This window comes from Sphingomonas sp. RS2018, from assembly GCF_054489605.1.
This window is the reverse complement of the sequence record NZ_JBTMWL010000001.1, coordinates 603,384-628,143: the sequence shown is the minus strand read 5'-3', so window position 1 is coordinate 628,143 and position 24,760 is coordinate 603,384. Positions and strand designations below refer to the sequence as shown.

The window sequence follows — 24,760 nt, the reverse complement described above, 5'->3', positions numbered from 1 at the left end:
TTATCCTTCGGCTTCGTTGATCGTGTCCGCGCCATCGGCGGGCGGATCGTCATTGTAGAAAACCTCGTCGGCACCGGCCGATGAGAGGGGCTGCGTCGCGGCGAGGAGCCGGTCAGTGATGACCAGCTTCGCGTCGTGTATCTGTGCGAAATCGACCGTCATCGGCTGATGCCCGCGCACGTCGATCGTGACGCGATCGCCGTCGATGCCGGCGAGGTTGCCGTTCAGCTGCTTGCGGCCGTCGACCTTCTCGGTCAGCGTCACCCGCGCCTCATGACCATGCCAGTCGGCGAAATCCTTGCGCCGGGTCAGCGGACGATCGATGCCGGGCGAGGACACCTCCAGACGGTACGCATGGTCGATCGGGTCGCGCCCCGCCTCCTCCAGCGCGTCGAACACGTCGGAGATGCGGCGCGACAGATCGGCGCAGTCGTCGATGTTGAGCTGGCGCGTATCGGGACGCTCGGCCATCACCTGCAGGGTCGGGTCCGACACGCCGCCGAACATCTTGACGCGCACCAGGTCGAAGCCGAGCGCGCGGGCCTCGGGTTCGATGAGGGCGGTCAGGTGGGCGATGTCGGCCAAGCCAGTCTCCGTATCGATCAAGCAGCCTCGGTGCCGGCCCCGTCGGGACCAGCCTCGGCATGATTGACGATGTCGAGAAGGCATGGGCGATATAGGCGCAACCGCAATGGCGGGCAAGCCTGTCGTTCGGGTGTCGCTCGGCGCGTGCGAAAAGGGCGGAAGCCGAGTGGGCCAAACGCTTTTCGCGACACCGCCCGAGGGCGGTGTCGCACGACGGCGCGGCCAAGCAACATATCGTCACGCGGGGGGCGTGCAACTCCCGTCCGCCAAGGACGTTCCGCCACCGACACGAGACACGAAAGTGAAATCCTAATGCGACTTGCCGCCCTCGCGCTTGCCACCACGCTGATCGCCTGCACCGATGCCGAACCGGGCAATGCGCAGGAAACCGCCCCCGCGCCGACGACCACCGCTGCTCCTTCTGCGAAGCCGTTCAAGGTGACCGAGGTCGCGGACTTCACCTCGCCCTGGGCGATGGCGTTCCTGCCGGACGGGCGCATGCTGGTGACCGAAAAGGCGGGCGAGATGCTGCTGGTGTCGGCGGACGGCAAGACGAAGAGCATGATAGCGACCCTGCCCGTCGATTCGGCGGGGCAAGGCGGATTGATGGATGTCGTGCTCGCCCCCGGCTTCGCGCAGAACAAATACGTATATTTCAGCTATTCGACCGCCGGCGACGGCGGCAAGGGCGTCGTTCTGGCGCGCGGCCGGCTGGACCTGCAAACCGGCGGGGAGCGGCTGCGCGAGATCGAGGTGCTGTTCCGCGCCACGCCGTTCGTGGAAGGCAACGGCCATTATTCGGGCCGCATCGCCTTCGCGCCCGACGGACAGCACCTGTTCTTCACTAACGGCGAGCGCCAGAAGTTCGAGCCGGCGCAGGATCCTAAGGCGACGCTGGGCAAGGTGCTGCGCCTGACGCGCGACGGCAAGCCGGCAGGCGATCCCGCGCTGACCGCCAAGGGCTTCCACCCCGCGGTGTGGTCCTACGGTCATCGCAACCTGCTCGGCATCGCTTTCGACGCGCAGGGCAATCTGTGGGAGCAGGAGATGGGGCCGAAGGGCGGCGACGAGGTCAACCTGATCCGCGCCGGCGCCAATTACGGCTATCCCCGCGTCTCGAATGGCGACCATTACGACGGCCGCCCGATCCCCGACCATGCGCCGGGCGACGGATATGAGGCACCGAAGGTCTGGTGGAATCCGGTCATCTCGCCCGGCGGGCTGATGGTCTATTCCGGCGCGATGTTCCCGGAGTGGAAGGGCGACCTGTTCATCGGCGGTCTATCTTCCAAGGCGCTGGTGCGTGTCGACGTGAACGACACGACGGCAACGAAGGGCGACCAATGGGACATGGGCACGCGAATCCGCGATGTGGAACAGGGGCCGGACGGCGCGATCTGGCTGCTGGAAGACGGGCTGCAGGGCGCGCAGGGCAAGCTGCTGAAGGTTACGCGGTCGTGATGCGCCGCGCGCTCGCCCCGCTGCTGCTCGCCACCGCGCTAGCCGCCTGCAACTCGAACAACGACAACGGATCGGTCGGAACGCCGACACCGACCCCTACTCCCACGCCTAGTCCCACCGCCACGGCAACCCCGACTCCGACGCCCCCCACGTTGGCGGTGTCGTCGACCACGGTGACGACGTTCGAGTCGCCTTGGGCGATGACGTTCCTGCCGGACGGCCGGATGCTGGTGACGGAGAAAGGCGGCGCGCTGTACATCGTCACCGATGCCGGCGTGAAGACGCGGCTGGGGGGCACGCCGAGCGTCGTGACCAACGATCAGGGCGGCCTGCTCGATGTCGCGCTCGACCGGGATTTCGCGTCCAACCGTCGCGTCTATCTGAGCTTCGCCGAAAGCGGCACGGGCGGCAGCGGCCTGGCGGTCGCGCGCGGCACGCTGAACACCGCCGGGACCAATCTGGAGGGGACCAGCGTGATCTGGCGGCAGTCGCCCAAGGTCAACGACACGCGTCACTATGGCGGCCGCATCGCGCTGTCGCCGGACGGCTATCTGTTCGTCACGGCCGGCGAGCGGCATCAGGGCGCGCCGGCGCAGGATCTGAGCGGAACGCTCGGCAAGATCGTGCGGCTGAACCTCGACGGGACGCCGGCGTTCGGCAACCCCTATACCGACTCGACCGGCCTGCCGACCGCGATCTGGACGCTGGGGCATCGCAACCCCTACGGTCTGGTCTTCGCGACCGACGGCCGGCTGTTCTCCAGCGAGATGGGGCCGGATGCGGGCGACGAGTTCAACCTCATTACCCGTAGCAACAACTATGGCTGGCGGCTGGTGTCGGAAGGCAGCGACGGCGGCGTGGCCTTGCCGCGGCATTCGACCCGGCCCGACCTGACCGCGCCGTTGTTCAGCTGGACGCCGGTGATCGCGCCGTCCGGGATGATCCAGTACACCGGCACGCGCTTCGTCGGGTGGAACGGCGACTTCGTGCTGGGCGGCTTGGTATCGCAGGGTCTGGTGCGCGTGCGCGTGTCGGGATCGACCGCGACCGAGGTGTCGCGCGTGGCGCTGGGCGCGCGCATCCGCGAGGTCGAGCAAGGGCCGGACGGCGCGATCTGGGTACTGGAGGACGGTGCGGGCGCGCGGTTGCGGAAGCTGGTGCCGTCGGGTTGATTTACATCCTGCCCGTTCGGTCTGGACGGGCAGGTCTCCTACCGCTTCAGCAGGAAGGTCAGTCGCGCCGCGGCGATCGGGGCGGCGGGATCGTCCTGCCATGCGGTCGCATCGACGTTGGCGATGCGGGTGCCGAGGCGGCGGATCAGGCCGGCGGCGTGCGTGTCCTTCTCCCGGCCGCCGCGCATATAGTCGACGGTCAGGGTCACCGGCTTGATCGTCACCCCATCGTCGCCGATCGCATGGCGCAGCGCGACGATCGCCGCCATCTCCAGCAATCCGCCGAGCGCGCCGCCGTGGATGAAGCCGGGCCGTCCGCCCACCACCGCGGCGAACGGCATCAGCAGGTACGGCGTCCCCTCCCCCGTCTCCAGCGACAGGCCAAGGAAGTGCGCATAGGGCGGCAGCGTGGTCATGCGCCCGCCGTGGCCGTCGTCATGCCGGTAACCATGAAAGTGCCGGCGACATGCGCGATCGGATCGTCGGGATCGCCGTCATGCGCCTGTCCGCGGACGAACGCGACGCTCTTCGTCAGGCGATAGCATTCGCCGCGACCGATGACGGTGCGCCCCGGCATGGCGCCGCGCAGATAGTCGATCCTCAGGTCGAGCGTCGCATGCGGCAGGAACGCGCCCCGCCGGATCCACACGGCAAGGCTCGCGGCCTGATCCATCAGCGTGACGATCGGCCCCGACGCCAGCGTGCCCGTCGCAGGATCGCCCGCCAGCGCCGTATCATATGGCAGCGCGAGTTCGGCCCAGGCATCGCCCGAGGCATGATAGACGATGCCGAGCGACGTGCCGTGATGCCGCAGCCGGCTGCCGAAGAATTGGGTGGGATCGAAGCCGGTCATTTCTGGCGCGCGCTAGCGGCGTATGGGGCGGGTTTCAAATGCACCAGCATCGCCTGAGCGAATTTCGTGTCCCGTCCCCCGGTCGTGCTGAGCGAAGTCGAAGCACTGCGAGCCCCAAGCCCTTCGACTTCGCCAAGGGCAAACGGGAAGGTTTGGGGCTGATGCCAGCGCGTGCGAACATCGGACACCACCGCCATACCGAAAAAACGATAGGCGATCCGCCCGCCGCCGATTACCGTCGGATGATGAGCGAGCGCGTCACCATTTCGATCGCCGGCGGGGTCGCCGATGTGCGGCTGTCCCGTCCGGACAAGATGAATGCGCTGGACCCGGCGATGTTCGACGCCATCGTCGCCGCGATCGCACGGCTGGCGGATGAGTCGGGGCTGCGTTGCGTCGTGCTGTCGGGCGAGGGGCGCGCGTTCTGCGCGGGGCTCGACATGGCGAGCATGGCGGGCGGCGGGTCCGGGATCGACCTCGCGACACGCGCATATGGCGCCGCCAACATGGTGCAGCAGGTGGCGTGGGGCTGGCGCACCCTGCCCGTGCCAGTGATCGGTGCGGCGTGGGGCGTCGCATTCGGCGGGGGATTGCAGATCCTGTCGGGCGCGGACGTCCGGATCGCGCGCGCCGACACGCGGCTGTCGGTGATGGAGATGAAATGGGGCATCGTCCCCGACATGGCGGGCTTCGCATTGTGGCGCGGCGATGTGCGCGACGATGTGCTGCGCGAGCTGACCTACACCGCGCGTGAGTTTTCGGGCGCGGAGGCGCAAGGCTTCGGCTTCATTACGCGGCTGGACGACGATCCGCACGCCGCGGCGATGGCGCTGGCGAAGCAGATCGCGGCACGCAACCCGGCCGCGATCCGCGCGGCGAAGCGGCTGGCGAACCTGACGGCCGACGCCGATGCGGCGACGATCCTGGCGGCGGAGAGCGCCGAGCAGGGCGCGCTGCTGCGCTCGCCCAACCAGATCGAGGCGGTGATGGCGACGATGGCCAAGCGCGCGCCGAACTTCGTCGACTGACCATACCCCGATATCGAAAAGGCACGTCCCATGCGCGAAGCCGCGATCGTTTCCACCGCCCGCACCGGCATCGGTCGCGCCTATCGCGGCTGGTTCAACGCGACCGAGGCGCCGGTGCTCGCCGGCCACGTAATGAACGCGGCGATCGACCGCGCGGGGATCGACCCGGCGCGGATCGACGACATCTTCTGGGGCGTGGGCAGCCAGTGGGGCGAACAGGGCGGCAATGCCGGGCGGATGGCGGTGTTCGCCGGCGGCCTGCCACAGAGCGTGCCGGCGTTCACGCTCGACCGCAAATGCGGCTCCGGACTGACCGCGGTGGCGCTCGCCGCACGCTCGATCATGGCGGGTGACATCGACGTGGCGCTGGCCGGGGGGATGGAGTCGATCAGTCACACCGTGACGAAGGGCGCGCCACGCGCAGCAATCGCTTCGGTGACCGACCGCGTGCCGCACGCGGCGATGGCGATGATCGAGACGGCGGAGGTCGTCGCCGGACGCTACGGGATCAGTCGCGAGGCGCAGGACCGTTACGCCGCTGAGAGCCAGCAACGCGCCGCCGCCGCGCGCGACCGTACCGGCGAGGAGATCGCACCGATCACGGTGGAGCAGGCGCTGTTCGACCGAGCGGGCGAACCGGCGGGCACGCAGAGCATCACCGTCACCACCGACGAAGGCATCCGCGAGGGCACGACCTACGACGCGCTCGCCTCGCTGAAGCCGGTGTGGTCGGGCGGCGCGCTGATCGCTGAAGGATCGAACGTCACCGCCGGCAACGCCAGCCAGCTGTCGGACGGCGCGGCGGCGCAGGTGGTGATGGACCGGGCGATGGCGCAGGCCGAGGGGCTCGATGTGCTGGGCATCTATCGCGGATTCCAGGCGGCGGGCTGCGCGCCCGAGGAGATGGGCATCGGGCCGGTGCTGGCGGTGCCGAAACTGCTGGCGCGCTCCGGGCTGTCGGTCGACGACATCGGGCTGTGGGAACTGAACGAGGCGTTCGCGGCGCAGTGCCTCTATTGCCGCGATACGCTCGGCATCGATCCCGAACGATTCAATGTGAACGGCGGCGCGATCGCGATCGGCCACCCGTTCGGCATGACCGGCAGCCGCATGGTGGGCGCGGCGCTGCTCGAAGGCCGACGGCGCGGCGTGCGCTGGGTGGTGGTGACGATGTGTACGGCGGGCGGGATGGGCGCGGCGGGGTTGTTTGAAGTCGTGTAGCCAAGACGCAGCAAAGCTGCGGCGCGAAAGCGACACGACCGGCCGGCGGCGCCGTGAGCGCCGACCGACGGCGCGGCTTAGCCGCGACGCGATCCAGACCCTCCGCCCCCCAAAGCCAGCAAATTACGCCAGCCCTGCTGACCTAGTTGCCAGCCCCTTTGAAATTTTATAACAACTGTACCGACAGCCGAGTCCATGCGTTCCGATCGCGACCGGCTTTGGAGAGAGCATGACCGACGAGCGTCCGCGCGCGAATCTCGCACCCCTCACCCTGCATGTGCCGGAGCCGCGGTTCCGCCCCGGCGATGCGGTCGACTTCGCCGACGTCACGGTGCCCCCGGTCGATGCCGCGCGCCGGCCCGACACCGCCGAGGCCGCGGACCAGTTCCACGATCTCGCCTTCGGTCTGGTGCGCGTGCTCGATCTCGACGGTACCGCCGGTGGCCAGTGGAACCCGCGGCTCGACGCCGACACGATGCGCAGCATGCTGCGCAACATGGCGCTGACCCGCGCCTTCGACGAACGCATGTTCCGCGCGCAGCGACAGGGCAAGACCAGCTTCTACATGAAGTCGCTGGGCGAGGAGGCGGTGTCGGTGGGCGCCGCGGCGGCGCTGGCCGCCGACGACATGTGCTTCCCTTCGTATCGCCAGCAGGGCATCCTGCTGTCGCGCGGCTGCAATCTGGTCGACATGATGAACCAGATCTATTCGAACCGCGGCGACAAGCTGATGGGGCGCCAGCTGCCGATCATGTATTCGGAAAAGGACTTCGGCTTCTTCTCGATCTCCGGCAACCTGACGACGCAATATCCGCAAGCGGTCGGCTGGGCGATGGCGAGCGCGGCGAAGGGCGACACCCGCATCGCCGCGACATGGTGCGGGGAGGGATCGACCGCAGAGGGCGACTTCCACTCCGCCTGCACCTTCGCCAGCGTCTATCGCGCGCCGGTGATCTTCAACGTCGTCAACAATCAGTGGGCGATCAGCAGCTTCTCGGGCTTCGCGGGTGCGGAGGCGACGACCTTCGCCGCGCGGGCGGTCGGCTATGGCATTGCCGGGCTGCGCATCGACGGCAACGACGCGCTGGCGGTCTATGCCGCGACGCGCTGGGCCGCGGAACGCGCGCGGACCAACCAGGGGCCGACGCTGATCGAGCATTTCACCTACCGCGCGGAGGGTCACTCCACCTCCGACGATCCCACCCAATATCGCTCGGCGGGGGAGCCCAACGCCTGGCCGCTGGGCGATCCGATCGTGCGGCTGCGCGATCACCTGATCGCGATCGGCGAGTGGGACGAGGAACGCCACGCCACGATGGACAAGGAGCTCGCCGAACAGGTGAAGACCGCGCAGAAGGAGGCTGAGAAAAACGGTATCCTCGGCCACGGCATGCACCAGTCGTTCGACACGATGTTCGAAGGCGTGTTCGAGGAGATGCCCCCCCACCTGCGCGAACAGCAGGCGCAGATGCGCGCCGAGCGGGCCAGCGCGGGCATGCCGGCGCTGGGAGGGCACAACTGATGGCCCGCATGAACATGATCCAGGCCATCAACTCCGCGATGGACGTGATGATGGCGCGCGATCCCGATATCGTCGTGATGGGGGAGGACGTCGGCTATTTCGGCGGCGTGTTCCGCGCGACCGCGGGGCTGCAGGCGAAATACGGCAAGACCCGCGTGTTCGATACGCCGATCACCGAATGCGGCATCATCGGCGTCGCGGTCGGCATGGGCGCCTATGGCCTGCGCCCTGTGCCAGAGATCCAGTTCGCCGATTACATCTACCCCGCGCTCGACCAGCTGGTCAGCGAGGCGGCGCGGCTGCGCTATCGATCGGCGGGGGAGTTCACCGCGCCGATCACGGTGCGCTCGCCGTTCGGCGGCGGCATCTTCGGCGGGCAGACGCATTCGCAGTCGCCCGAGGGCATCTTCACTCACGTCTCGGGGCTGAAGACGGTCATTCCCTCCACGCCCTATGACGCCAAGGGGCTGCTGATCGCCGCGATCGAGGACAATGATCCGACGATCTTCTTCGAACCCAAGCGCATCTACAACGGCCCGTTCGACGGCCATTATGACCGCCCGTCGAAGAACTGGTCGCAGCATCCCGGCGGCGAAGTGCCCGAGGATTACTACCGCATCGACCTTGGCAAGGCCAAGGTCGTGCGCGAGGGCGCCGACGTCACCATCATCGCCTATGGCACGATGGTGCATGTCGCGCAGAACACGATCGAGGACCTTGGCATCGACGCCGAGATCATCGACCTGCGCAGCCTCGTCCCCCTCGACATCGAGACGATCGAGGCGTCGGTGAAGAAGACCGGCCGCTGCGTCGTGGTGCATGAGGCGACGCGCACCGGCGGCTTTGGCGCCGAGCTGTCGGCCCAGGTGCAGGAACGCTGCTTCCACCATCTGGAGGCGCCGGTCGAGCGCGTCACCGGCTTCGACACGCCTTATCCGCACAGCCTGGAATGGGCGTATTTTCCGGGGCCCGTCCGTATCGGCGATGCGCTCAAAAAAGTGATGAAGGATTAAGCCGATGGCCCGCTTCGAATTCCGCTTGCCCGACATCGGCGAAGGCATCGCCGAGGCCGAGATCGTCGCCTGGCACGTCGCGGTCGGTGACCGCGTCGAGGAAGACCAGCAGCTCGCCGACATGATGACCGACAAGGCGACGGTGGAGATGGAATCGCCCGTATCCGGCACCGTCGTCGCGCTAGCGGGTGAGGTCGGCGACCAGATTCCGATCGGGTCGACGTTGGTGGTGATCGAGACGGAGGGTGAAGGCGCTGGCGAAAGTGCGGGCGATGCCGCGCCGCCGGTGAGCGAGGCGGTCGAAGAGCAGATCGAGGCGGAGAATCCGGGGGTCGAGGAGGTGGCTTTAGATCAAGATCCTCCCCGGCACAGGGAGGGGGACCAGCCGCAGGCTGGTGGAGGGGGCGCGCCACAGGCGGCATCACCCGCGGATACCCCCCTCCACCCCCCGGCTGCGCCGGGCGGTCCCCCTCCCCGTGCCGGGGAGGAGCATAAAGTCCTCGCCTCCCCCGCCGTCCGCGCCCGCGCGAAAGACCTCGGCATCGACCTTTCGACCGTGAAGCACGACGGCGCCCACGTACGCCACGCCGATCTCGACGCCTTCCTGCGCTATGCGGGTGGGCAGGGCTATCACGCCCCACACGCCAGCCGCGCGCGGGCGGATGAGACCGTCAAGGTCATCGGCATGCGCCGCAAGATCGCCGAGAACATGGCCGCGGCGAAGCGCAACATCCCGCACTTCACCTATGTCGACGAGATCGACGTGACCGCGCTGGAGGACATGCGCGCCGACCTGAACGCGAACCGGGGGGCGCGGCCGAAGCTGACGATGCTGCCGTTCCTGATCGTCGCCATCTGTCGCACACTGCCCGAATTCCCGATGCTCAACGCCCGCTACGACGACGAGGCCGGGGTGGTGACGCGCCACGGCCGCGTGCATCTGGGCATGGCGGCGCAGACCGACACCGGCCTGACCGTCCCCGTCATCCGCGACGCGCAGGACAAGAACGTCTGGCAGCTGGCGAGCGAGATCGGCCGGCTGGCCGAGGCGGCGCGCACGCAGAAGCTGAAGCCCGAGGAGCTGGGCAACGGCACCATCACCATCACCTCGCTCGGGCCACTCGGCGGCATCGCGACGACGCCGGTCATCAACCGCCCCGAGGTCGCGATCATCGGCCCGAACAAGATCGTCGAGCGCCCCGTCTTCCGGGGTGACGACATCGTGCGGGCGAAGCTGATGAACCTGTCGATCAGCTGCGATCACCGCGTCGTCGATGGCTGGGACGCGGCGAGCTATGTGCAGGCGGTGCGCAAGCTGCTGGAGACGCCGGTGCTGCTGTTCGCGGACTGAGGCGCGAGGGGGCGGGACAGGCGAAACGAAGATGGCGTGATCTGAAGCGGTTGACTCTGAAGGCAAACGGAACAGAATAGGAACATCTGTCGTTTCCGAGTCGTGCCCCGCGTGTCCAATCCTGTCGTCATCGCCGAATTGCGTGCGCAGCTGAGCGCGATCGAGGGGCGTGCCTATGAGCGGCGCCCGGCGTTGCCGTTCGGCATCGGCGGAATCGATTCGGTGCTGGCGCCGGGTGGCCTGCGGTTGGATGCGCTGCACGAAGTGGCCGGCGAATCGCCGTCGATGGGCGACGATGCGGCGGCGACCTTGTTCCTGGCCGGCATCGCCGCGCGGGCGTGGGGGCCGGTGCTGTGGGTGGTGCGGCGACACGATCTGTTCGCGCCGGGCCTGTCGCAGGCCGGACTCTCCGACGCGCGCGTGATCTATGCCGAGGCAGCGGACGATGCCGACCTGCTGGGCATCATGGAAGAGGGGCTGCGCCACAAGGGGCTGGGCGCGGTGATCGGCGAAGCGAAACGCGCCGGCCTCGCCGCGACGCGCCGGTTGCAGCTGGCGGCGGAGGGCGGGCGGACGATCGCGCTGCTGCTCAAGCGCCACGGCCGCACCGGCGACGACCCGCTGGGCGCGCCATCCGCCGCCGTCACGCGCTGGCGGGTCGGATCGGCCCCCTCCACCCCCCTGCCCTGCGCCGGCGTCGGCCGCGGGCGCTGGCGCGTCGAGCTGGTGCGGCAGAAGGGCGGAATCCCTGGACACTGGACAGTGGAGGCGTGCGATGAAACGGGTCGCTGCGCTCTACCTGCCAAGCTGGTCGATCGACCGGTTGCGGCGGGCGGAGCGGCGCAACGCGCCGCATAGCGCAGGCGCAGGCGCGTCGGAGCAAAGCTCGACGGCGACGGTGCGCGACGGCGAAGCCGTACGCGCAGCGCCCCGCCCGGCCGGCGGGCGCAGCCCGTCCGACGACGTGGGCTTCGCCCACGGCGGGGCCGCCACTCTTGCGCCCACGCCAGAACCGAACGCCCCCAAACGTCCCACCTGTAACCCTGGGCTCCCGCCTGCGCGGGAGCACGGTGTGCTGGCGGACAGCGTCGTCCAGCCACCACATATCGGAAGCGACTACAACGGCGGCTGGAGACCCGGCGCACGCTGGGCGCGAGGCGAAGTCGACGACAGGCCGGCGACCAAGGCCGACGTCCGCGCGGTCATCGCCACCCTGCCCGCCCACCAGCGCCCGCCGATGCGCGAGCTGGGCCGGCTGAGCGAGGCGGCGCCGCACCCGTTCCGCACGATGCGGGCGGATGATGGTGGTGCGCCCGGTGCGGGGGTGATGTTTGGTCATCCCTGCAACAATGCGGAAGACGGTTTCCCCCACCGCTCAAGCACTGCCGGACGATTGGCTTCGTCTCACGCCGAAAGCCACGCGTGTTCCCGCGCAGGCGGGAACCCAGGGTCCAGCAATGCGACAGCGCGTGTCGTTCCCCGCCCTGGGCTCCCGCCTGCGCGGGAGCACGGTCCGGAATCGGCCTGCGCCGTGGCAGACGCCAGCGATCCTCCCCCGCCCCTCGTCATCACGCGCAAGGCCGGGCCGCGCGTGGAGGTCGTCGCCGCCTGCGCCCACGCCCATGCGCTGGGCATAAGGCAGGGCATGGCGCTGACGCAGGCGCGGGCGCAGGTGCCGGGATTGACGGTGCGACCGTCCGACGATGCGGGCGACGCCGCCGACCTGCGCGCGCTGGCGACGATGCTCGCGCGGCGGGTGTCGCCGATCGTTGCGCTCGACGGAGCGGGCGGGCTGCTGATCGACATCACCGGCACCGACCATCTACACGGCGGCGAGGCGGCGCTGGCGCGGCGGATCGTACGCCAGCTGGGGTCTCGCGGCTTTGCGGCGCGGGTTGCGATCGCCGATACGCCCGGCGCGGCGCATGCGCTGGCACGCTATGGGCCGTCTGCGGTGCTGCGATCGCATGACGATGCCGCAGCACTCGCGCCGCTGCCGGTCATGGCATTGCGGCTGGAACCGACGCAGGTCGAGCTGTTGCGGCGGCTCGGCATCGACAGCATCGGCGCGCTGGCCGCGGTGGCGCGCGGGCCGCTGGCGCGGCGGTTCGGGCGCGGCATCGTCGACCGGCTGGACCAGGCGCTGGGCCGCCTGCCCGAACCGCTCGACCCCGTCGTGCCGCCCGAGCCGATCGCGGTGCGCCAACGCTTCGCCGAACCGATCGCGACCGAGGAAGCGATCGCACACTGGCTGGGCGTGCTGGTGCCGCGGCTGGTGGCGGCGCTGGGCGGCGCGGGGCTGGGCGCGCGGCGGATCGAAGTGATCGCCGACCGCGTCGATACGGTGGCGCAGCGCATCCGCATCGGGCTCGCGCGTCCCAGCCGCGACAGCGCGCATATCCTGCGGTTGCTGCTGCGCCGGATCGGCGACATGGAACCGGGCTATGGCATCGACGCCATCGCGCTGCACCTGCGCGCCGCCGATCCGCTGGGGCCGGAGGCGCTGGCCGCCGATCTGGCCGCCGAGGACGACGCGCCCGACCTCGCTCCGCTGGTCGATACGCTGACGACGCTCGGGCGGCGGACGTGGCGGGTCGCGCCGGTCGAAAGCGATGTGCCCGAACGCAGCACCGCGCCCGCGCCGCCGCTCGATCCGCCGGCGCGCGCGGCCGTGCCGCTACGCGTCGACGACGTGCGGCGGCTGGACCGGCGCGCGGCGAGCCACCCGTGGCATCCGCGCTGGCCGCGCCCGGTGCGGCTGCTGGCGCGACCCGAACGGATCGACCACGTCATGGCGCTGATGCCCGATGGCGCGCCGCGCCGCTTCGTGTGGCGCGGACGAGCCTATGCGGTGGCGCGCGCCGACGGCCCCGAACGCATCGCCGGCGAATGGTGGCGCCGGCCGGGCGAACGCAATGCCGTGCGCGACTATTTTCGCGTCGAGGACGATGCCGGCACCCGCTTCTGGCTCTACCGCCGCGGCGACGCCGAGCGCGCGGAGACGGGGGACCTCAGCTGGTTCCTGCACGGATGGTTCGCGTGACGGCGCGATCAGCGCCGCGCGTCGATCGCCTGGACATGACCGGCGACCGCGAAGTCGAGGATCTTGCGATCGACCGTCAGCAGCGGCGCACGCAAATGGCGAGCCGTAGCGACGATGATCCGATCGGCCGGATCTTTATGGCTCCAGTCCAGCCCTACGCTATCGACGGCTATTTCAGGTTCGAGTGGCACCACCGCAAAATTCGGCAGGGTCAATACGCGGCGGAACCATGCCAGGCTGCCGCCGGTAAACGGCAGAACATCGCGCCTTTCTATCAGGGCGATTTCCCACGCACATATTGCGGGTATGGAGATGCCTGTCTCGGTTGCGGTCCGCTCGATCCGTTCACGCGCCCTGTCGCCCAGTCGATCATCCGCCTCGATGAACCAGATGAGGACATGCGTATCGAGAACGATCACCGCAGCGCTTCCCAATCACCCGGATCGGTAGCGGGAGCCTCCGGGTCCCAGTTTGAATGGTATCCCGGGCTGCGGAAAACACCGTACAAAGAAGCAAGCCGCTCCTCGCCCTTCGGCTTCACCTCCGCCACCACCTTGCCGCGCTTCGTGATCGTGATGGGCACGCCGTCGGCCTGCATCTCCTCGATCATGCGCAGGCATTTCGCCTTGAATTCGCTGGCGCTGACGATCTTGTTCACGGGGGCGTCCTCCAACCTGTACATCTCATATAGTCATGTCGCGCGTGGCCGCCAATGACCTACGCCGAGTTGCAGGTCGCCACCCACTTCAGCTTCCTGCGTGGCGCGTCGTCGTGCGAGGAGCTGTTCGGCATGGCATCGGTGATGGGGATGCCGGCGCTGGGCATCGTCGATCGCAATTCGGTGGCGGGCGTGGTGCGCGCGCTGGTCGCGGCCGAGCAGGTATCCGAACAAGGGCCGCCGGTGCGGTCGATCGCGGGGTGCCGGCTCGATCTGGTCGACGGCGCGTCGGTGCTGGTGTGGCCGGAGGATCTGGCGGCGTGGAGCCGGCTGACCGCGCTGCTGACCCGTGGCAAGATGCGCGCCGATCCCGTGCATGGGGAAAAGGGCCAATGCTTCCTGCACTGGGAGGATCTGGCCGGGCGTACCGATGGCCTGGTCGCCGCGCTGGTCGCCGACGATGTGCCGGGTCCGCATCACCTGAGCCTGATGGCCGACATCTTCGGGTCTGAGCGCGGCCATGTCTGCCTGACGCATCAGCGGCGGCCGGGGGACGCGCTGCGCCTGCACCGCACCGCCGAGGCGGCGCGCGCGCATGGCCTGTCTCCGCTGGCAACCGGCGACGTGCTGTATCATCATCCCGACCGGCGGATGCTACACGATGTGGTGACCGCGATCCGCGAAGGCTGCACCATCGACGATCTGGGCCTGCGCCGCGAGCGCAGCCTGGACCGCCATCTGAAGCCGCCGGAGGAGATGGCGCGCCGCTTCGCCGACCATCCGGACGCGCTCGCCGCGGTGGAGCGGATCGTCGAACGCTGCACCTTCGACCTGCGCTCGCTCGACTATCAATACCCCGACGAGATCGTGATGAGCGGCCGCAGCCCGCAGGATGCGCTGGCGAAGCTGGCGCGCGAGGCGCTCGACCGGCGGTTCCAAGGCAGCCCGCCGGATGCCTATACCATCCTGCTGGAACACGAACTCAAGCTCGTCGCGAAGATGGGGTATGCGCCCTATTTCCTGACGGTCGTCGCGATCGTCGACTATGCGCGCAGCCAGAACATCCTGTGCCAGGGGCGCGGATCGGCGGCCAATTCGATCATCTGCTTCGTGCTGGGCGTCACCTCGATCGATCCGATCGTGCACAAGCTGCTGTTCGAACGCTTCATCTCCGACCAGCGGCACGAGCCGCCCGACATCGACGTCGATTTCGAGCACGAACGGCGCGAGGAGGTGATCCAGTGGATCTACGACACCTATGGCCGCGACCATGCGGCGATGACCGCGGTCGTCAGCCGGTTCCGCGCGCGTGGCAGCGTGCGGGAGGTCGGCAAGGTCATGGGCCTGTCCGAGGACATGACCGCGGCGCTGGCCGGCCAGGTGTGGGGCTGGTCCGAGGAAGGCGTGCGGGACAAACATGTCGATCAGCTCAACCTCGACCGCACCGACCCGCGCCTCGCGCTGACGCTGGAGCTGGCGCGCGAGCTGATCGGCACGCCCCGCCATCTGTCGCAGCACCCCGGCGGCATGATCCTGACCCGCGACCGACTGGACAGCCTCGTCCCGATCGAGCCCGCCGCGATGGCGAACCGCCACGTCGTCGAATGGGAGAAGATCGATGTCGAGGAACTGGGGCTGATGAAGGTCGATATCCTGGGCCTCGGCATGCTCGGGTGCATGCGCCGCGCCTTCGCGCTGCTGGAGGCGCACAAGGGCATCGCGATCGACATGGCGTCGCCCGAGATGCAGAGCGACTGCCCGACGACCTATGCGATGATCCAGAAGGCCGACACGCTCGGCACCTTCCAGATCGAGAGTCGCGCGCAGATGTCGATGCTGCCGCGCATGAAGCCGAAGGAATTCTACGACATCGTCATCGAGGTCGCGATCGTGCGACCGGGGCCGATCCAGGGCGACATGGTCCACCCCTATCTGAAGCGCCGCGAGCGCAGGGAGACGGTCGAATACCCCTCGCCCGAACTGAAGGTGGTGCTGGAGAAGACGCTTGGCGTGCCGCTGTTCCAGGAACAGGCGATGCAGGTCGCGATCATCGGCGCGGGCTTCAGCGGGGGCGAGGCCGACAAGCTGCGCCGCGCGATGGCGACGTTCAAGGCGACCGGCGGGATCGGCCCGTTCCGCGATCGCCTGATCTCCGGCATGCTGGCGCGCGGCATCACGCAGGAGTTCGCCGAACGGCTGGTCAAGCAGATCGAGGGGTTCGGCAGCTATGGCTTCCCCGAAAGCCACGCCGCGTCGTTCGCGAAGATCGCCTATGCCTCCTGCTGGATGAAGTGCCACCACCCGGATGTGTTCTGTGCCGCGCTGCTGAACGCGCAGCCGATGGGGTTCTACGCCCCCGCGCAGATCGTGCGCGATGCGCGCGAGCATGGCGTGGTGGTGGAGCCGGTGTGCGTGAACGGGAGCGGGTGGGACACGGTGATGCTGGATGAAAGCCCTCTCCCCCCCGGGGAGAGGGGCAGTGTCTCACCGAGACCGGACACTCGCGGCACTGCCCCTCTCCCAACCAGTGCCGGGTCGGCGATGCCCCCGGCATCGCCTGGACAGCACGGGGTGCTGTCCACCCGGCACTCCCCGGGGGGGAGAGGGCTTTTGCCGTTGCGCTTAGGCATGAAGGTAGTCTCCGGCCTCGCCAAGTCCGACGCCGAAGCCATCCTCGCCGCCCGAAAATCCGGCCCATTCGCCTCGATCCCCGACCTGTTCCGCCGCGCCCGCGTGAAGCCCGCCGCACTGGAGCGGCTGGCGCGGGCCGATGCGTTCCGCTGTTTCGGCCACGATCGGCGGCAGGCGCTGTGGGCGGTGAAGGCGCTGGGGGAGAAGTCGCTGCCGCTGCTCGATGCGATGGAGGTGCACGAACCCGCCGTCGCGCTGACCCCGCTGACGGCGGGGCGCGAGGTGGTGGAGGATTATCGCTCCACGCAACTGTCGCTGCGCGCGCATCCGCTCGCCTTCCTGCGCGAACGGCTGGCGGCGGCGGGGGTGGTGCCGGCCGCCGCGCTGGCGCGCATCCGCGAGGGGCGCAAGGTGGAGGTGGCGGGCGTCATCCTGGTCCGGCAGAAGCCAGGATCGGCAAAGGGCGTGCTGTTCATCACCATCGAGGACGAGACCGGCGTCGCGCAGGGTATCCTCTGGCCCGACCGGTTCGAGGCGCAGCGGCGCACCGTGATGTCCGCGACGATGGTCGGCATCGTCGGCACGGTGCAGAAGGAGGGGCAGGTCATCCACATCATCGCCGATCGCATCGTCGATTACAGCTGGATGCTGCGCGAGGTGGGCGACGCCGACCTGCCGCGCCTGACGACCCGCGGCGACGGCGCGACCCACGCCGGCGCGCCCGATCGCGGCGATGCCGGCTGGCAGCCGAAGGTGCGATCGGACTATCATCGCGCGTTCCGCGACGGCTGCGACCCGGAGGACGCCATTCGCATCCGCTCGCGGGATTTTCACTGATGGCGGTCGGAGGGGAGATATCGTGACGAGCAGATTCCCGCAGGGCACCGTGCATGAGGCCGCAGCAGATATCGAAACCGCCGTGCGGTCGAGCCCCGACGCACTCGCACACTGGGCGACGCTGACGCCGCTCGGGCGGAACGAATATCTCTGCTGGATCGACGATGCGAAACAGGCGGCGACGCGCGCGCGCCGGATCGAGCGGCTGTGCGCCGATTTGCTGGCCGGCAAGGCGCGACCGTGCTGCTGGGCGGGCTGCATCCACCGTACAGATAAGGCGCCGGGGCGGTGGCAGCAGGCGGTGCTGATCGACGCCAAGGGGAAGCGGCATTCCTGACTCCGCCGTCCGAAAGATCATCCATATCGACATGGACGCCTTCTTCGCGAGCGTGGAGCAGCGCGACGATCCGTCGCTGCGCGGCAAGCCGGTGGCGGTCGGATCGGGCAAGCCGCGCGGCGTCGTCGCGGCGGCGAGCTACGAGGCGCGGGCGTTCGGCGTACGATCTGCCTTGCCTTCGGTCACCGCGCTCCGGCGCTGTCCGGACCTGATCTTCGTCCGCTCGCGTTTCGACGTGTACAAGGACGTGTCGCGGCAGATCCATGCGATCTTCGCCGAATTCACCGACGTCATCCAGCCGCTGTCGCTCGACGAAGCCTATCTGGACGTCACCGCCGACGCCCGCGGGCTCGGCACCGCCTGGGCGACGGCCAAGGCGATCCGCGCGCGGATATTGGAGGAGACCGGGCTGACGGCCTCGGCCGGCATCTCGTACAACAAGTTCCTCGCGAAACTCGCGTCGGACCACCGCAAACCGAACGGACAGTTCGCGGTGACGCCCGAGATGGGCGAGGCGTGGGTCGAGACGCTGCCGGTGTCGCGCTTCCATGGCGTCGGGCCGGTCACCGCGCGCAAGATGGAGCGGCTGGGCATCGTCACCGGCGGCGACCTGCGCGCACAGTCGATGGCGTTCCTGCGCACGCATTTCGGCAGCAGCGCCGAATGGTATCACGCGATCGCGCGCGGACACGACGACCGCCCGGTCAATCCCAACCGCATCCGCAAATCGTCGGGATCGGAAACGACCTTCCATAACGACCTGACCGCACCGGCGGAGATCGAGGCGAAGGTGCTGCAGATGGCGGACGATGTCTGGGAATGGTGCGAGCGCGCGCAGGCGTTCGGGCGGACGGCGACCGTGAAGGTGAAATATTCCGACTTCCGCCAGATCACCCGCACCACCACGCCCGGCGGCCTGATCGACACCCGCGAACGCCTGCACGCCGCGGCACTGGCGATGATCCGGTCGGTGCTGCCGACGCCGATGGGGATACGGCTGGTCGGGGTGACGGTGTCGAACTTCGGCGGTGGTGAGGAAGTCGGGGCGTTGCCGTTGTTTGGATGACAAATGCTCCCGCACAGGCGGGAGCCCAGGGTTACAGGCATCAGCGTTCTTGGCTCTGGACTCCCGCCTGCGCGGGAGCACCGCACTGTGATCCCTACCGCGCTCCGCACCGGATAACCGCCGTTCCGCGCACCTTGCAGGCGGGGGTGCCGGCGACGTCGACCGATCCCTGACCGTCTGCCGTAATGTCCGCGGTCGCAGTGGCGGTGAAGCGGCCGGTGGCGGTGCCCTGCGTCAGGACGGTCAGCGCGGTCGCGGACAGGGCGGTCGCATCGACGCTGCCGCCGCCGCTCAGCTGGAAGCGGGCGCCCAGCGCGCGGCCGGTGAGCGTCAGCGTGCCATTGCCGATCACCCCGCCCTCGAACCGGTCGGCGCGGACGTCGGCGACGCTGAGCGACCCGGCGCCCGACACTGCGGCATCGACGCGCTGGCCCGACAGGCGATCCACGGTCACCCGCCCGCCGCCCAGTACGACGATCGAGCGCAGCTCGGCCGCCGAAATGCGGACGACCGGCGCCGGCTTCGCATCGCCCGGAAAACCGCCCCAGCCGTTGATCCCGGCGGTCACGACCAGCGTGCGACCGTCGGCGCGGACGCTGACCCGGTCGAGCGCCAGCGTATCGCCGACCGCGACGACGTCCGGACTGCCGCGCACCACCGTCACCTCGAACGGCCCCTCCACGCGGATGCGGTCGAAGCCGGCGAACATGAAGCGCCGCTCCTCCGCCGCGGCGGGAACAGCGGCGGAGGCGGCAAGGGCGAACAGCAGGAGGTGGCGGATCATGCGGACGACGCTCGCACCCGGCGGATACGGGCGCAAGGGGGCCGTCAGCCGCAGTCGACCTCGCCCGAACCCGCCTTGTTGACCTTGCAGCGCGCGCCCTTGCCCAGCGTCACGTCGCCCGAGCCCATCAGGTTGCCGGTGGCATCGCCGGTCACCTGCGCCTCGACATTGCCCGACCCGGCGACGAGGATCGTCGCGCCGCCCGCCTTCAGGTCGTCACCCTCGACGTTGCCCGATCCGGCGATCTTGACGGCCAGCGTCTTCGCTTCGCCCGACACCTCGATGTCGCCCGACCCCTGGATGTCGAGCGACAGCGCGTTCGCCGCGACCTGCCGCAGCTTCAGATCGCCCGAACCTTCGATGCTGGCGGCGAAATCACCGCCGGCGACGCGATCGACCGTAAGGTTTCCCGAACCCGTAAGGCTGGCGGCGGTAATGGCGGGCATCGTCACGATCACGCGGACGCCCCGCCCTTCCGACTTCCATACGCCCGAGGTGCGCTGCCGGCCGATGCTGAGCGTCGCGCCGCTGCCATGGATGTCGAGGCGATCGAGCACGTCTGCCGGCCCCTCCGCGCGCACCGAATAGGCCGAGCCTACGCGAACCTCGACATCGTCGGGACCGGCCAGCACGACGTTGGTGAAGTCGGCGACGGCGAAGTCGCGCTGGGCCTTGGCGTCGCTGCTGGCGGCGGTGGCATCGTTGCCGGTGCCGCGGTCACCGATCCCGCAGGCGGCGAGCGGCAGGGCGGCGATCAGGATCAGGCGGCGCATGCGTGGATCTCCCATCCGTGTGTTGTGGTGATAATACACGGTGTGAGTTCGAGGGCAACCGACGGAAGACTGGATTGACCAGGGACGTGCCTGGCTATCCCGTCCACCCACCCGTTCGTGCTGAGCGAAGTCGAAGCACAGTTTCAGGCCATGCCCTTCGACTTCGCTCGGGGCGAACGGGGTGGAGTGAATGGCCAAAGCTCGCCCCACAAACGAAAAGGGGCGACCGTCGCCGGCCGCCCCCATCGTCATTCACACATCGCCGGTGCGGCTCAGGCCGGCACCTTGTCCTTGGCGTGGGCGGGTGCCGCGGCCTTCAGGATGTCGACGATCTTTTCCAGCGCCTTGGGCTCGTCCACCTGCTCCATCGCGGCCAGTTCGCGGGCCAGGCGCGACGCGGCGGCCTCGAAGATCTGGCGCTCGGAATAGCTCTGCTCGGGCTGGTCGTCGGGGCGGAACAGGTCGCGGACCACTTCGGCGATCGACACCAGGTCGCCCGAATTGATCTTCGCCTCATATTCCTGGGCGCGGCGCGACCACATGGTGCGCTTCACCTTCGGCTTGCCCTTCAACGTATCCAGCGCCTCGCGCAGGGTCTTGTCCGACGACAGCTTGCGCATGCCGACGCTTTCCGCCTTGTTGGTCGGGACACGCAGCGTCATCCGCTCCTTCTCGAACCGCAGCACGTAGAGTTCGAGGCTGGTGCCCGCGATTTCCTGCTTCTGCAATTCGATCACACGGCCGACGCCGTGCTTGGGATAAACGACATAATCGCCGACAACGAAGGACAGCGCCTTTGCAGCCATGTTGGGCAGACCTTTCCAAATGGTTCGCCCCATTGGTCGCGGCCGGCCCGTCGCAGGAAGGACAGGGCCGCCGTTTCGGGGCGGTGACACGAACAACTCCGGATCGGCGGGCATGACTTGCCGCCGTCCCGTGTCATATAACACGGGTTTCCGAAAATTGCCAGCCGCTCTGCGTGTTACCGTCCGGATCGGACGGGGGCGATCAGTCCCCGGCGCCGGGTTCGGGCGAGAAATGATTGTCGAACTTGTCGGCCACGCCCTTGAACGCATCGGCGTCGGGCGGCGTCTGGTCGACCTTGCGCGTCACGTTGGGCCATTGCGCGGAGAAGGTCGTGTTCAGCTCCAGCCACTTCTCCAGCCCGTTTTCGGTGTCGGGCAGGATCGCTTCGGCCGGGCATTCGGGCTCGCACACGCCGCAGTCGATGCATTCGCTGGGGTTGATGACGAGCATGTTCTCGCCCTCGTAGAAACAGTCGACCGGGCACACCTCGACGCAGTCCATGTACTTGCAGCGGATGCAGGCGTCGGTGACGACGTAGGTCATTCTTCGCTCCTCGGAATCGGCGTTCCGCTATGCGCGCTTTGGGGCGGCGTCAATGATCGCGGTCATGTTGGGGCATGTTTTCGGGCGCCGGAGCATCCGGAAGGGGGGCGAGATCGAGGTAGCAGGCGCGCGCCTCCGCCGCCGGACCACGCCGCGTGGGGAGTGCGGCGACGCGGATCACGCGCACCCGACCGTGAAGCGGAAAGGTCAGCGTGTCGCCCACCCGCACGCACGCCGCCGCCTTGTCGATCACCCTCCCGTCGATGCGCAGGTGGCGCGCGGCGGCGATGTCCTGCGCGGTGCTGCGCGTCTTCACCATCCGCACGAACCACAGATATTTGTCGATCCGCATCGCCGGCCCGTCGTTCACGGTGCACCCCGGTCACGACGCAGATCCAGCCCGGCGAGCGCGGCGAAGGCGTTGTCGCGTACCGGCCGCACGATGCGGGGCGAGACGAGCTTCGGCCGCCCGCGCCAGACCCAGCGGCCTTGCACACGCTTCGCCGGCACGAAGCCGAGCCGTGCCATGAGCCGCGCCAGCGTCTCGGCCTTCACCCCCATCGACGTGGCGAGCGCGGGGTCGGGCGCGAACGGCGCGAAGCCCTTGCGCGCGTCATGGGCGGCGACGGCGATGCGCTCGACCAGATCGATGCGTACGCCTTGCCCGGCGATGTAGCGGAAGCCCGCGACCGGCCCGCCACCGTCGATCACGGTGGCGCCGGGCGGCGGCGCGGCACTGGCGACGCCGCGCACGCCGAGCAGGGTCGCGCGCCACGCCGCGGCGGCAGGTTTCAGCAGGCGGGGGTCGAACAGGTCGAGCGTACCGACCGTGATCCCCGCCGCGCGCAGCCGCCGCCGCTCGGCGGGATCGAGCGCCTCGACCGCTGGCACGATCGCGCGATCGGCCAGGCCGCCTGCTGCCGACAACGCGGTGGCGACCGAGCGTAGCGTGGGCGACACATTGTCGTCGCGCGCCAGCTGGTCGAGCGCGGCGAGCGCGGGCGTGGCGCGCGCCGTCCGCGTCTCCACCCAGCGCGCCAACCGTGCCGCCACCGCCTCCCGGCCCGCACGGTCGAGACAGTCGAGCGCGCGGTCGAGGCGGATGGCCGGACGCGATGGCTGTGTGCCGGGCACCAGCGTTGCGACAGGCGCTCCCCGCCACGTCAGCACGCTGCCTTCGGTCGCGAAATCACCGTCGTCCGCGCCGACCAGCGCGGTGCCGCGCGCGACGAACTCGCCCGCCAGCCGCTTCTCGGCCGCGGCGATCAGCAGCCGCTTGTCGCTGGCGCGCGCATCGGGATCGACACTGAAGCGGAAGCCGTCGACCCGGCCGATCACGTGATCCTCGACGCTGACCTCACCCCCGTCGCCTATCACGACCGGCAGATGCCGGGCGTCGGCGCCGATCGTGCGGAGCAGCGCGGTGGTGCGGCGATCGACGAAGCGCTGCGTCAACCGCTCGTGCAGCGCGTCGCTCAGCTTCTCCTCCAGCGCGCGGGTCCGCGCCTGCGCCTCGGCGGCGTCGGCCAGCCAGCCGGCGCGGTTGGCGATATAGGCCCAGGTCCGCGTGCCGGCGATGCGCCCGGCGATCGTCTCGACGTCGCCGCCGGTGCTGTCCAGCCGCGCGACCTCGCCCGCGAACCACGCGAAGGGGATGTGGCCGCTGCCTTCGGTCAGATGCTGGAAAACGCGCGCGACGAAGCGGCTGTGCGGCTCGACGCCCAGCTTGCGGAAATCGGGGATGCCGCACGCCGCCCACAGCCGGGCGACGCCGGCGGCTCCGCGCGCACGGTCCGCCACCCATGGCTCGTCGGCCAGCCGCTTGAGCACGGCGAGGTCGGTCGCCTGCGGCGCGGCGCGCAGCACGATGTCGGATGGCTTCGCCTCCAGCCCCGCGACCAGCGCGGCGACGCTCGACAAATCGGGCTCGCCGTCGCGCCAGTAGAGGAAGTCGAGATCGGGGAAGCGATGATCCTCGATCGCGAAGACCTCCTCGGGCGTGAAGGCGCCCGGCCCCTCCTCGACCAGCGCGCCGAACGTGCCGTCGCGCTGGTGCCGCCCGGCCCGGCCGGCGATCTGCGCCATCTCGGCGACGGTCAGCCGTCGGGTACGGCGACCGTCGAACTTGGTCAGGCTGGCGAAGGCGACATGGGCGACATCCATGTTCAGCCCCATGCCGATCGCGTCGGTGGCGACGAGGTAATCGACCTCGCCCGCCTGGAACATCGCGACCTGCGCGTTGCGCGTGCGGGGGCTGAGCGCGCCCATCACCACCGCCGCCCCGCCACGCAGGCGCCTGATCGCTTCGGCGACGGCGTAGACTTCCTCGGCCGAGAAGGCGACGATCGCGGATCGTTTCGGCAGGCGCGACAGCTTCTTGGCACCAGCATAGCTGAGCGTGGAGAAGCGCGGCCGCTCGACAATTTCGGCGTCCTTCACCAGCGTGCGGACCAGCGGACGCAGCGCGGCGGAACCGAGGATCATCGTCTCGTCGCGCCCCCGCGCACGCAGCAGGCGATCGGTGAAGACATGGCCGCGCTCGGGATCGGCGCCCAACTGCGCCTCGTCCAGCGCCACAAAACCCACTTCGCGGTCGAGCGGCATCGATTCAGCGGTGCACAGGAAATAGCGCGCGTCGGGCGGAACGATGCGCTCCTCGCCGGTGATGAGCGCGACCTGCTTCTCGCCCTTGATCGCGACGACGCGGTCGTAGACCTCACGCGCCAGCAGCCGCAGCGGGAAACCGATCATCCCGCTCGAATGGCCGCACATCCGCTCCACCGCGAGATGCGTCTTGCCGGTGTTGGTCGGCCCCAGCACCGCAGTGACGGGTACGCGAGAAAAACGGGTCACGGGAATAAGATCGAACGTGTGGAAGCCGGATGCAAGGGCTTGGCGGCTGCGCGCCGCTAAACGGTCGCAGGTGCCCAGGCGGATCGAACCTGGAGGTCTTGGTTCCCGCTTTTCGTCCACGCGTCGCCACGTTTCGTCGCAAGCACGGGTGTTACACGACTGCGTTAATTTGACTTTAGCATGTCTCGGCCACAACCACGGCGGCTCGGGTCCGGGATTTCG

The 24,760-nt window shown here is 69.0% G+C and carries 23 protein-coding genes; 12 read left to right on the top strand and 11 right to left on the bottom strand.

All coding sequences use genetic code 11. The features are described 5' to 3' along the window. Positions 1-585 carry a ribosome maturation protein RimP gene (rimP, locus tag ACX40P_RS03165; RefSeq protein ID WP_459124828.1) on the bottom strand — a complete coding sequence of 195 codons (585 nt, stop codon included), beginning with the start codon at positions 583-585 and terminating at the stop codon, positions 1-3. A 312-nt stretch (positions 586-897) separates the two neighbouring features. Between rimP and ACX40P_RS03160 the strand changes: the two genes are divergently transcribed. Continuing rightward, the gene (locus tag ACX40P_RS03160; RefSeq protein ID WP_459124827.1) at positions 898-2,046 is read left to right on the top strand and encodes a PQQ-dependent sugar dehydrogenase; all 1,149 of its coding nucleotides are present in this window, start codon (positions 898-900) and stop codon (positions 2,044-2,046) included. Continuing rightward, positions 2,046-3,218, top strand: coding sequence for a PQQ-dependent sugar dehydrogenase (locus ACX40P_RS03155; protein ID WP_459125227.1), 1,173 nt, complete (start codon positions 2,046-2,048; stop codon positions 3,216-3,218). Before ACX40P_RS03160 ends, ACX40P_RS03155 begins: the two co-directional genes overlap by 1 nt. Before the next feature lie 38 nt (positions 3,219-3,256). Here the strand turns inward: ACX40P_RS03155 and ACX40P_RS03150 are convergent, their stop codons facing one another. Together ACX40P_RS03150 and ACX40P_RS03145 are read right to left on the bottom strand one after the other, a co-directional pair. After that, the gene (locus ACX40P_RS03150; protein ID WP_459124826.1) at positions 3,257-3,634 is read right to left on the bottom strand and encodes a PaaI family thioesterase; all 378 of its coding nucleotides are present in this window, start codon (positions 3,632-3,634) and stop codon (positions 3,257-3,259) included. Next, positions 3,631-4,071, bottom strand: coding sequence for a PaaI family thioesterase (locus ACX40P_RS03145; protein ID WP_459124825.1), 441 nt, complete (start codon positions 4,069-4,071; stop codon positions 3,631-3,633). The genes ACX40P_RS03150 and ACX40P_RS03145 overlap by 4 nt, the downstream gene beginning before the upstream one ends. Positions 4,072-4,316: 245 nt before the next feature. Between ACX40P_RS03145 and ACX40P_RS03140 the strand changes: the two genes are divergently transcribed. The 7 genes from ACX40P_RS03140 (at position 4,317) to ACX40P_RS03110 (ending at position 13,249) form a co-directional block, all read left to right on the top strand. After that, positions 4,317-5,099, top strand: coding sequence for a crotonase/enoyl-CoA hydratase family protein (locus ACX40P_RS03140; protein ID WP_459125226.1), 783 nt, complete (start codon positions 4,317-4,319; stop codon positions 5,097-5,099). Positions 5,100-5,129: 30 nt separating this feature from the next. Then, positions 5,130-6,320: a thiolase family protein gene (locus tag ACX40P_RS03135; protein WP_459124824.1), complete on the top strand. Its 1,191-nt coding sequence runs from the start codon at positions 5,130-5,132 to the stop codon at positions 6,318-6,320. Between the two features lie 229 nt (positions 6,321-6,549). Continuing rightward, complete coding sequence (locus tag ACX40P_RS03130; protein ID WP_459124823.1) at positions 6,550-7,842, top strand: thiamine pyrophosphate-dependent enzyme; 1,293 nt, start codon at positions 6,550-6,552, stop codon at positions 7,840-7,842. Between the two features lie 8 nt (positions 7,843-7,850). Beyond that, positions 7,851-8,855: an alpha-ketoacid dehydrogenase subunit beta gene (locus tag ACX40P_RS03125; protein ID WP_459125225.1), complete on the top strand. Its 1,005-nt coding sequence runs from the start codon at positions 7,851-7,853 to the stop codon at positions 8,853-8,855. Between the two features lie 4 nt (positions 8,856-8,859). Then, positions 8,860-10,206 (top strand): dihydrolipoamide acetyltransferase family protein, encoded by a 1,347-nt coding sequence (locus ACX40P_RS03120; protein WP_459124822.1) that lies wholly within the window; start codon positions 8,860-8,862, stop codon positions 10,204-10,206. 111 nt (positions 10,207-10,317) lie between these two features. Beyond that, the gene (locus ACX40P_RS03115) at positions 10,318-11,064 is read left to right on the top strand and encodes an ImuA family protein (RefSeq protein ID WP_459124821.1); all 747 of its coding nucleotides are present in this window, start codon (positions 10,318-10,320) and stop codon (positions 11,062-11,064) included. A 673-nt stretch (positions 11,065-11,737) separates the two neighbouring features. Continuing rightward, positions 11,738-13,249, top strand: a complete 1,512-nt coding sequence (locus ACX40P_RS03110; protein WP_459124820.1) for a DUF6504 family protein — start codon at positions 11,738-11,740, stop codon at positions 13,247-13,249. Positions 13,250-13,257: 8 nt separating this feature from the next. On the opposite strand, the gene ACX40P_RS03105 is transcribed toward ACX40P_RS03110, so the two are convergent. Both ACX40P_RS03105 and ACX40P_RS03100 read right to left on the bottom strand, forming a co-directional pair. Further along, a complete protein-coding gene (locus tag ACX40P_RS03105) occupies positions 13,258-13,668 on the bottom strand; it encodes a type II toxin-antitoxin system VapC family toxin (RefSeq protein ID WP_459124819.1) in 411 nt (136 codons plus the stop codon). After that, positions 13,665-13,907 carry a type II toxin-antitoxin system Phd/YefM family antitoxin gene (locus ACX40P_RS03100; protein ID WP_459124818.1) on the bottom strand — a complete coding sequence of 81 codons (243 nt, stop codon included), beginning with the start codon at positions 13,905-13,907 and terminating at the stop codon, positions 13,665-13,667. The genes ACX40P_RS03105 and ACX40P_RS03100 overlap by 4 nt, the downstream gene beginning before the upstream one ends. Positions 13,908-13,961: 54 nt before the next feature. Between ACX40P_RS03100 and ACX40P_RS03095 the strand changes: the two genes are divergently transcribed. Genes ACX40P_RS03095 through dinB form a run of 3 tightly spaced genes read left to right on the top strand, consistent with a single transcriptional unit; the run spans position 13,962 to position 18,778 of the window. Beyond that, positions 13,962-17,375: an error-prone DNA polymerase gene (locus ACX40P_RS03095; protein ID WP_459124817.1), complete on the top strand. Its 3,414-nt coding sequence runs from the start codon at positions 13,962-13,964 to the stop codon at positions 17,373-17,375. Positions 17,376-17,397: 22 nt separating this feature from the next. Continuing rightward, positions 17,398-17,712: a YdeI/OmpD-associated family protein gene (locus tag ACX40P_RS03090; protein ID WP_459124816.1), complete on the top strand. Its 315-nt coding sequence runs from the start codon at positions 17,398-17,400 to the stop codon at positions 17,710-17,712. Next, the gene (dinB, locus tag ACX40P_RS03085) at positions 17,705-18,778 is read left to right on the top strand and encodes a DNA polymerase IV (RefSeq protein WP_459125224.1); all 1,074 of its coding nucleotides are present in this window, start codon (positions 17,705-17,707) and stop codon (positions 18,776-18,778) included. The genes ACX40P_RS03090 and dinB overlap by 8 nt, the downstream gene beginning before the upstream one ends. A 94-nt stretch (positions 18,779-18,872) precedes the next feature. Here dinB and ACX40P_RS03080 read toward each other — a convergent pair whose 3' ends face one another. The 6 genes from ACX40P_RS03080 to ACX40P_RS03055 form a co-directional block, all read right to left on the bottom strand. Beyond that, positions 18,873-19,562, bottom strand: a complete 690-nt coding sequence (locus ACX40P_RS03080; protein ID WP_459124815.1) for a GIN domain-containing protein — start codon at positions 19,560-19,562, stop codon at positions 18,873-18,875. A gap of 44 nt (positions 19,563-19,606) precedes the next feature. Beyond that, a complete protein-coding gene (locus ACX40P_RS03075; protein ID WP_459124814.1) occupies positions 19,607-20,335 on the bottom strand; it encodes a head GIN domain-containing protein in 729 nt (242 codons plus the stop codon). A 272-nt stretch (positions 20,336-20,607) separates the two neighbouring features. Further along, a complete protein-coding gene (locus tag ACX40P_RS03070) occupies positions 20,608-21,141 on the bottom strand; it encodes a CarD family transcriptional regulator (RefSeq protein ID WP_459124813.1) in 534 nt (177 codons plus the stop codon). Between the two features lie 202 nt (positions 21,142-21,343). Next, positions 21,344-21,685, bottom strand: a complete 342-nt coding sequence (gene fdxA / locus ACX40P_RS03065) for a ferredoxin FdxA (RefSeq protein WP_459124812.1) — start codon at positions 21,683-21,685, stop codon at positions 21,344-21,346. Positions 21,686-21,734: 49 nt separating this feature from the next. Further along, entirely contained in the window at positions 21,735-22,037 is a 303-nt protein-coding gene (locus ACX40P_RS03060) for an RNA-binding S4 domain-containing protein (RefSeq protein ID WP_459125223.1), read from the bottom strand. 14 nt (positions 22,038-22,051) lie between these two features. After that, positions 22,052-24,538: a helicase-related protein gene (locus ACX40P_RS03055; protein WP_459124811.1), complete on the bottom strand. Its 2,487-nt coding sequence runs from the start codon at positions 24,536-24,538 to the stop codon at positions 22,052-22,054. Positions 24,539-24,760 lie beyond the last annotated feature (222 nt).

Excerpts from the sequence above, each read along its gene's own strand:
- ACX40P_RS03155 (WP_459125227.1), top strand. The coding sequence starts at position 2,046 with ATGCGCCGCGCGCTCGCCCCGCTGCTGCTCGCCACCGCGCTAGCCGCC.
- ACX40P_RS03095 (WP_459124817.1), top strand. The coding sequence starts at position 13,962 with ATGACCTACGCCGAGTTGCAGGTCGCCACCCACTTCAGCTTCCTGCGT.
- ACX40P_RS03160 (WP_459124827.1), top strand. The coding sequence starts at position 898 with ATGCGACTTGCCGCCCTCGCGCTTGCCACCACGCTGATCGCCTGCACC.
- ACX40P_RS03120 (WP_459124822.1), top strand. The coding sequence starts at position 8,860 with ATGGCCCGCTTCGAATTCCGCTTGCCCGACATCGGCGAAGGCATCGCC.
- ACX40P_RS03135 (WP_459124824.1), top strand. The coding sequence starts at position 5,130 with ATGCGCGAAGCCGCGATCGTTTCCACCGCCCGCACCGGCATCGGTCGC.
- ACX40P_RS03140 (WP_459125226.1), top strand. The coding sequence starts at position 4,317 with ATGAGCGAGCGCGTCACCATTTCGATCGCCGGCGGGGTCGCCGATGTG.
- ACX40P_RS03075 (WP_459124814.1), bottom strand. The coding sequence starts at position 20,335 with ATGCGCCGCCTGATCCTGATCGCCGCCCTGCCGCTCGCCGCCTGCGGG.
- ACX40P_RS03080 (WP_459124815.1), bottom strand. The coding sequence starts at position 19,562 with ATGATCCGCCACCTCCTGCTGTTCGCCCTTGCCGCCTCCGCCGCTGTT.
- fdxA (WP_459124812.1), bottom strand. The coding sequence starts at position 21,685 with ATGACCTACGTCGTCACCGACGCCTGCATCCGCTGCAAGTACATGGAC.
- ACX40P_RS03150 (WP_459124826.1), bottom strand. The coding sequence starts at position 3,634 with ATGACCACGCTGCCGCCCTATGCGCACTTCCTTGGCCTGTCGCTGGAG.
- ACX40P_RS03145 (WP_459124825.1), bottom strand. The coding sequence starts at position 4,071 with ATGACCGGCTTCGATCCCACCCAATTCTTCGGCAGCCGGCTGCGGCAT.
- ACX40P_RS03125 (WP_459125225.1), top strand. The coding sequence starts at position 7,851 with ATGAACATGATCCAGGCCATCAACTCCGCGATGGACGTGATGATGGCG.
- ACX40P_RS03060 (WP_459125223.1), bottom strand. The coding sequence starts at position 22,037 with ATGCGGATCGACAAATATCTGTGGTTCGTGCGGATGGTGAAGACGCGC.
- ACX40P_RS03130 (WP_459124823.1), top strand. The coding sequence starts at position 6,550 with ATGACCGACGAGCGTCCGCGCGCGAATCTCGCACCCCTCACCCTGCAT.
- ACX40P_RS03070 (WP_459124813.1), bottom strand. The coding sequence starts at position 21,141 with ATGGCTGCAAAGGCGCTGTCCTTCGTTGTCGGCGATTATGTCGTTTAT.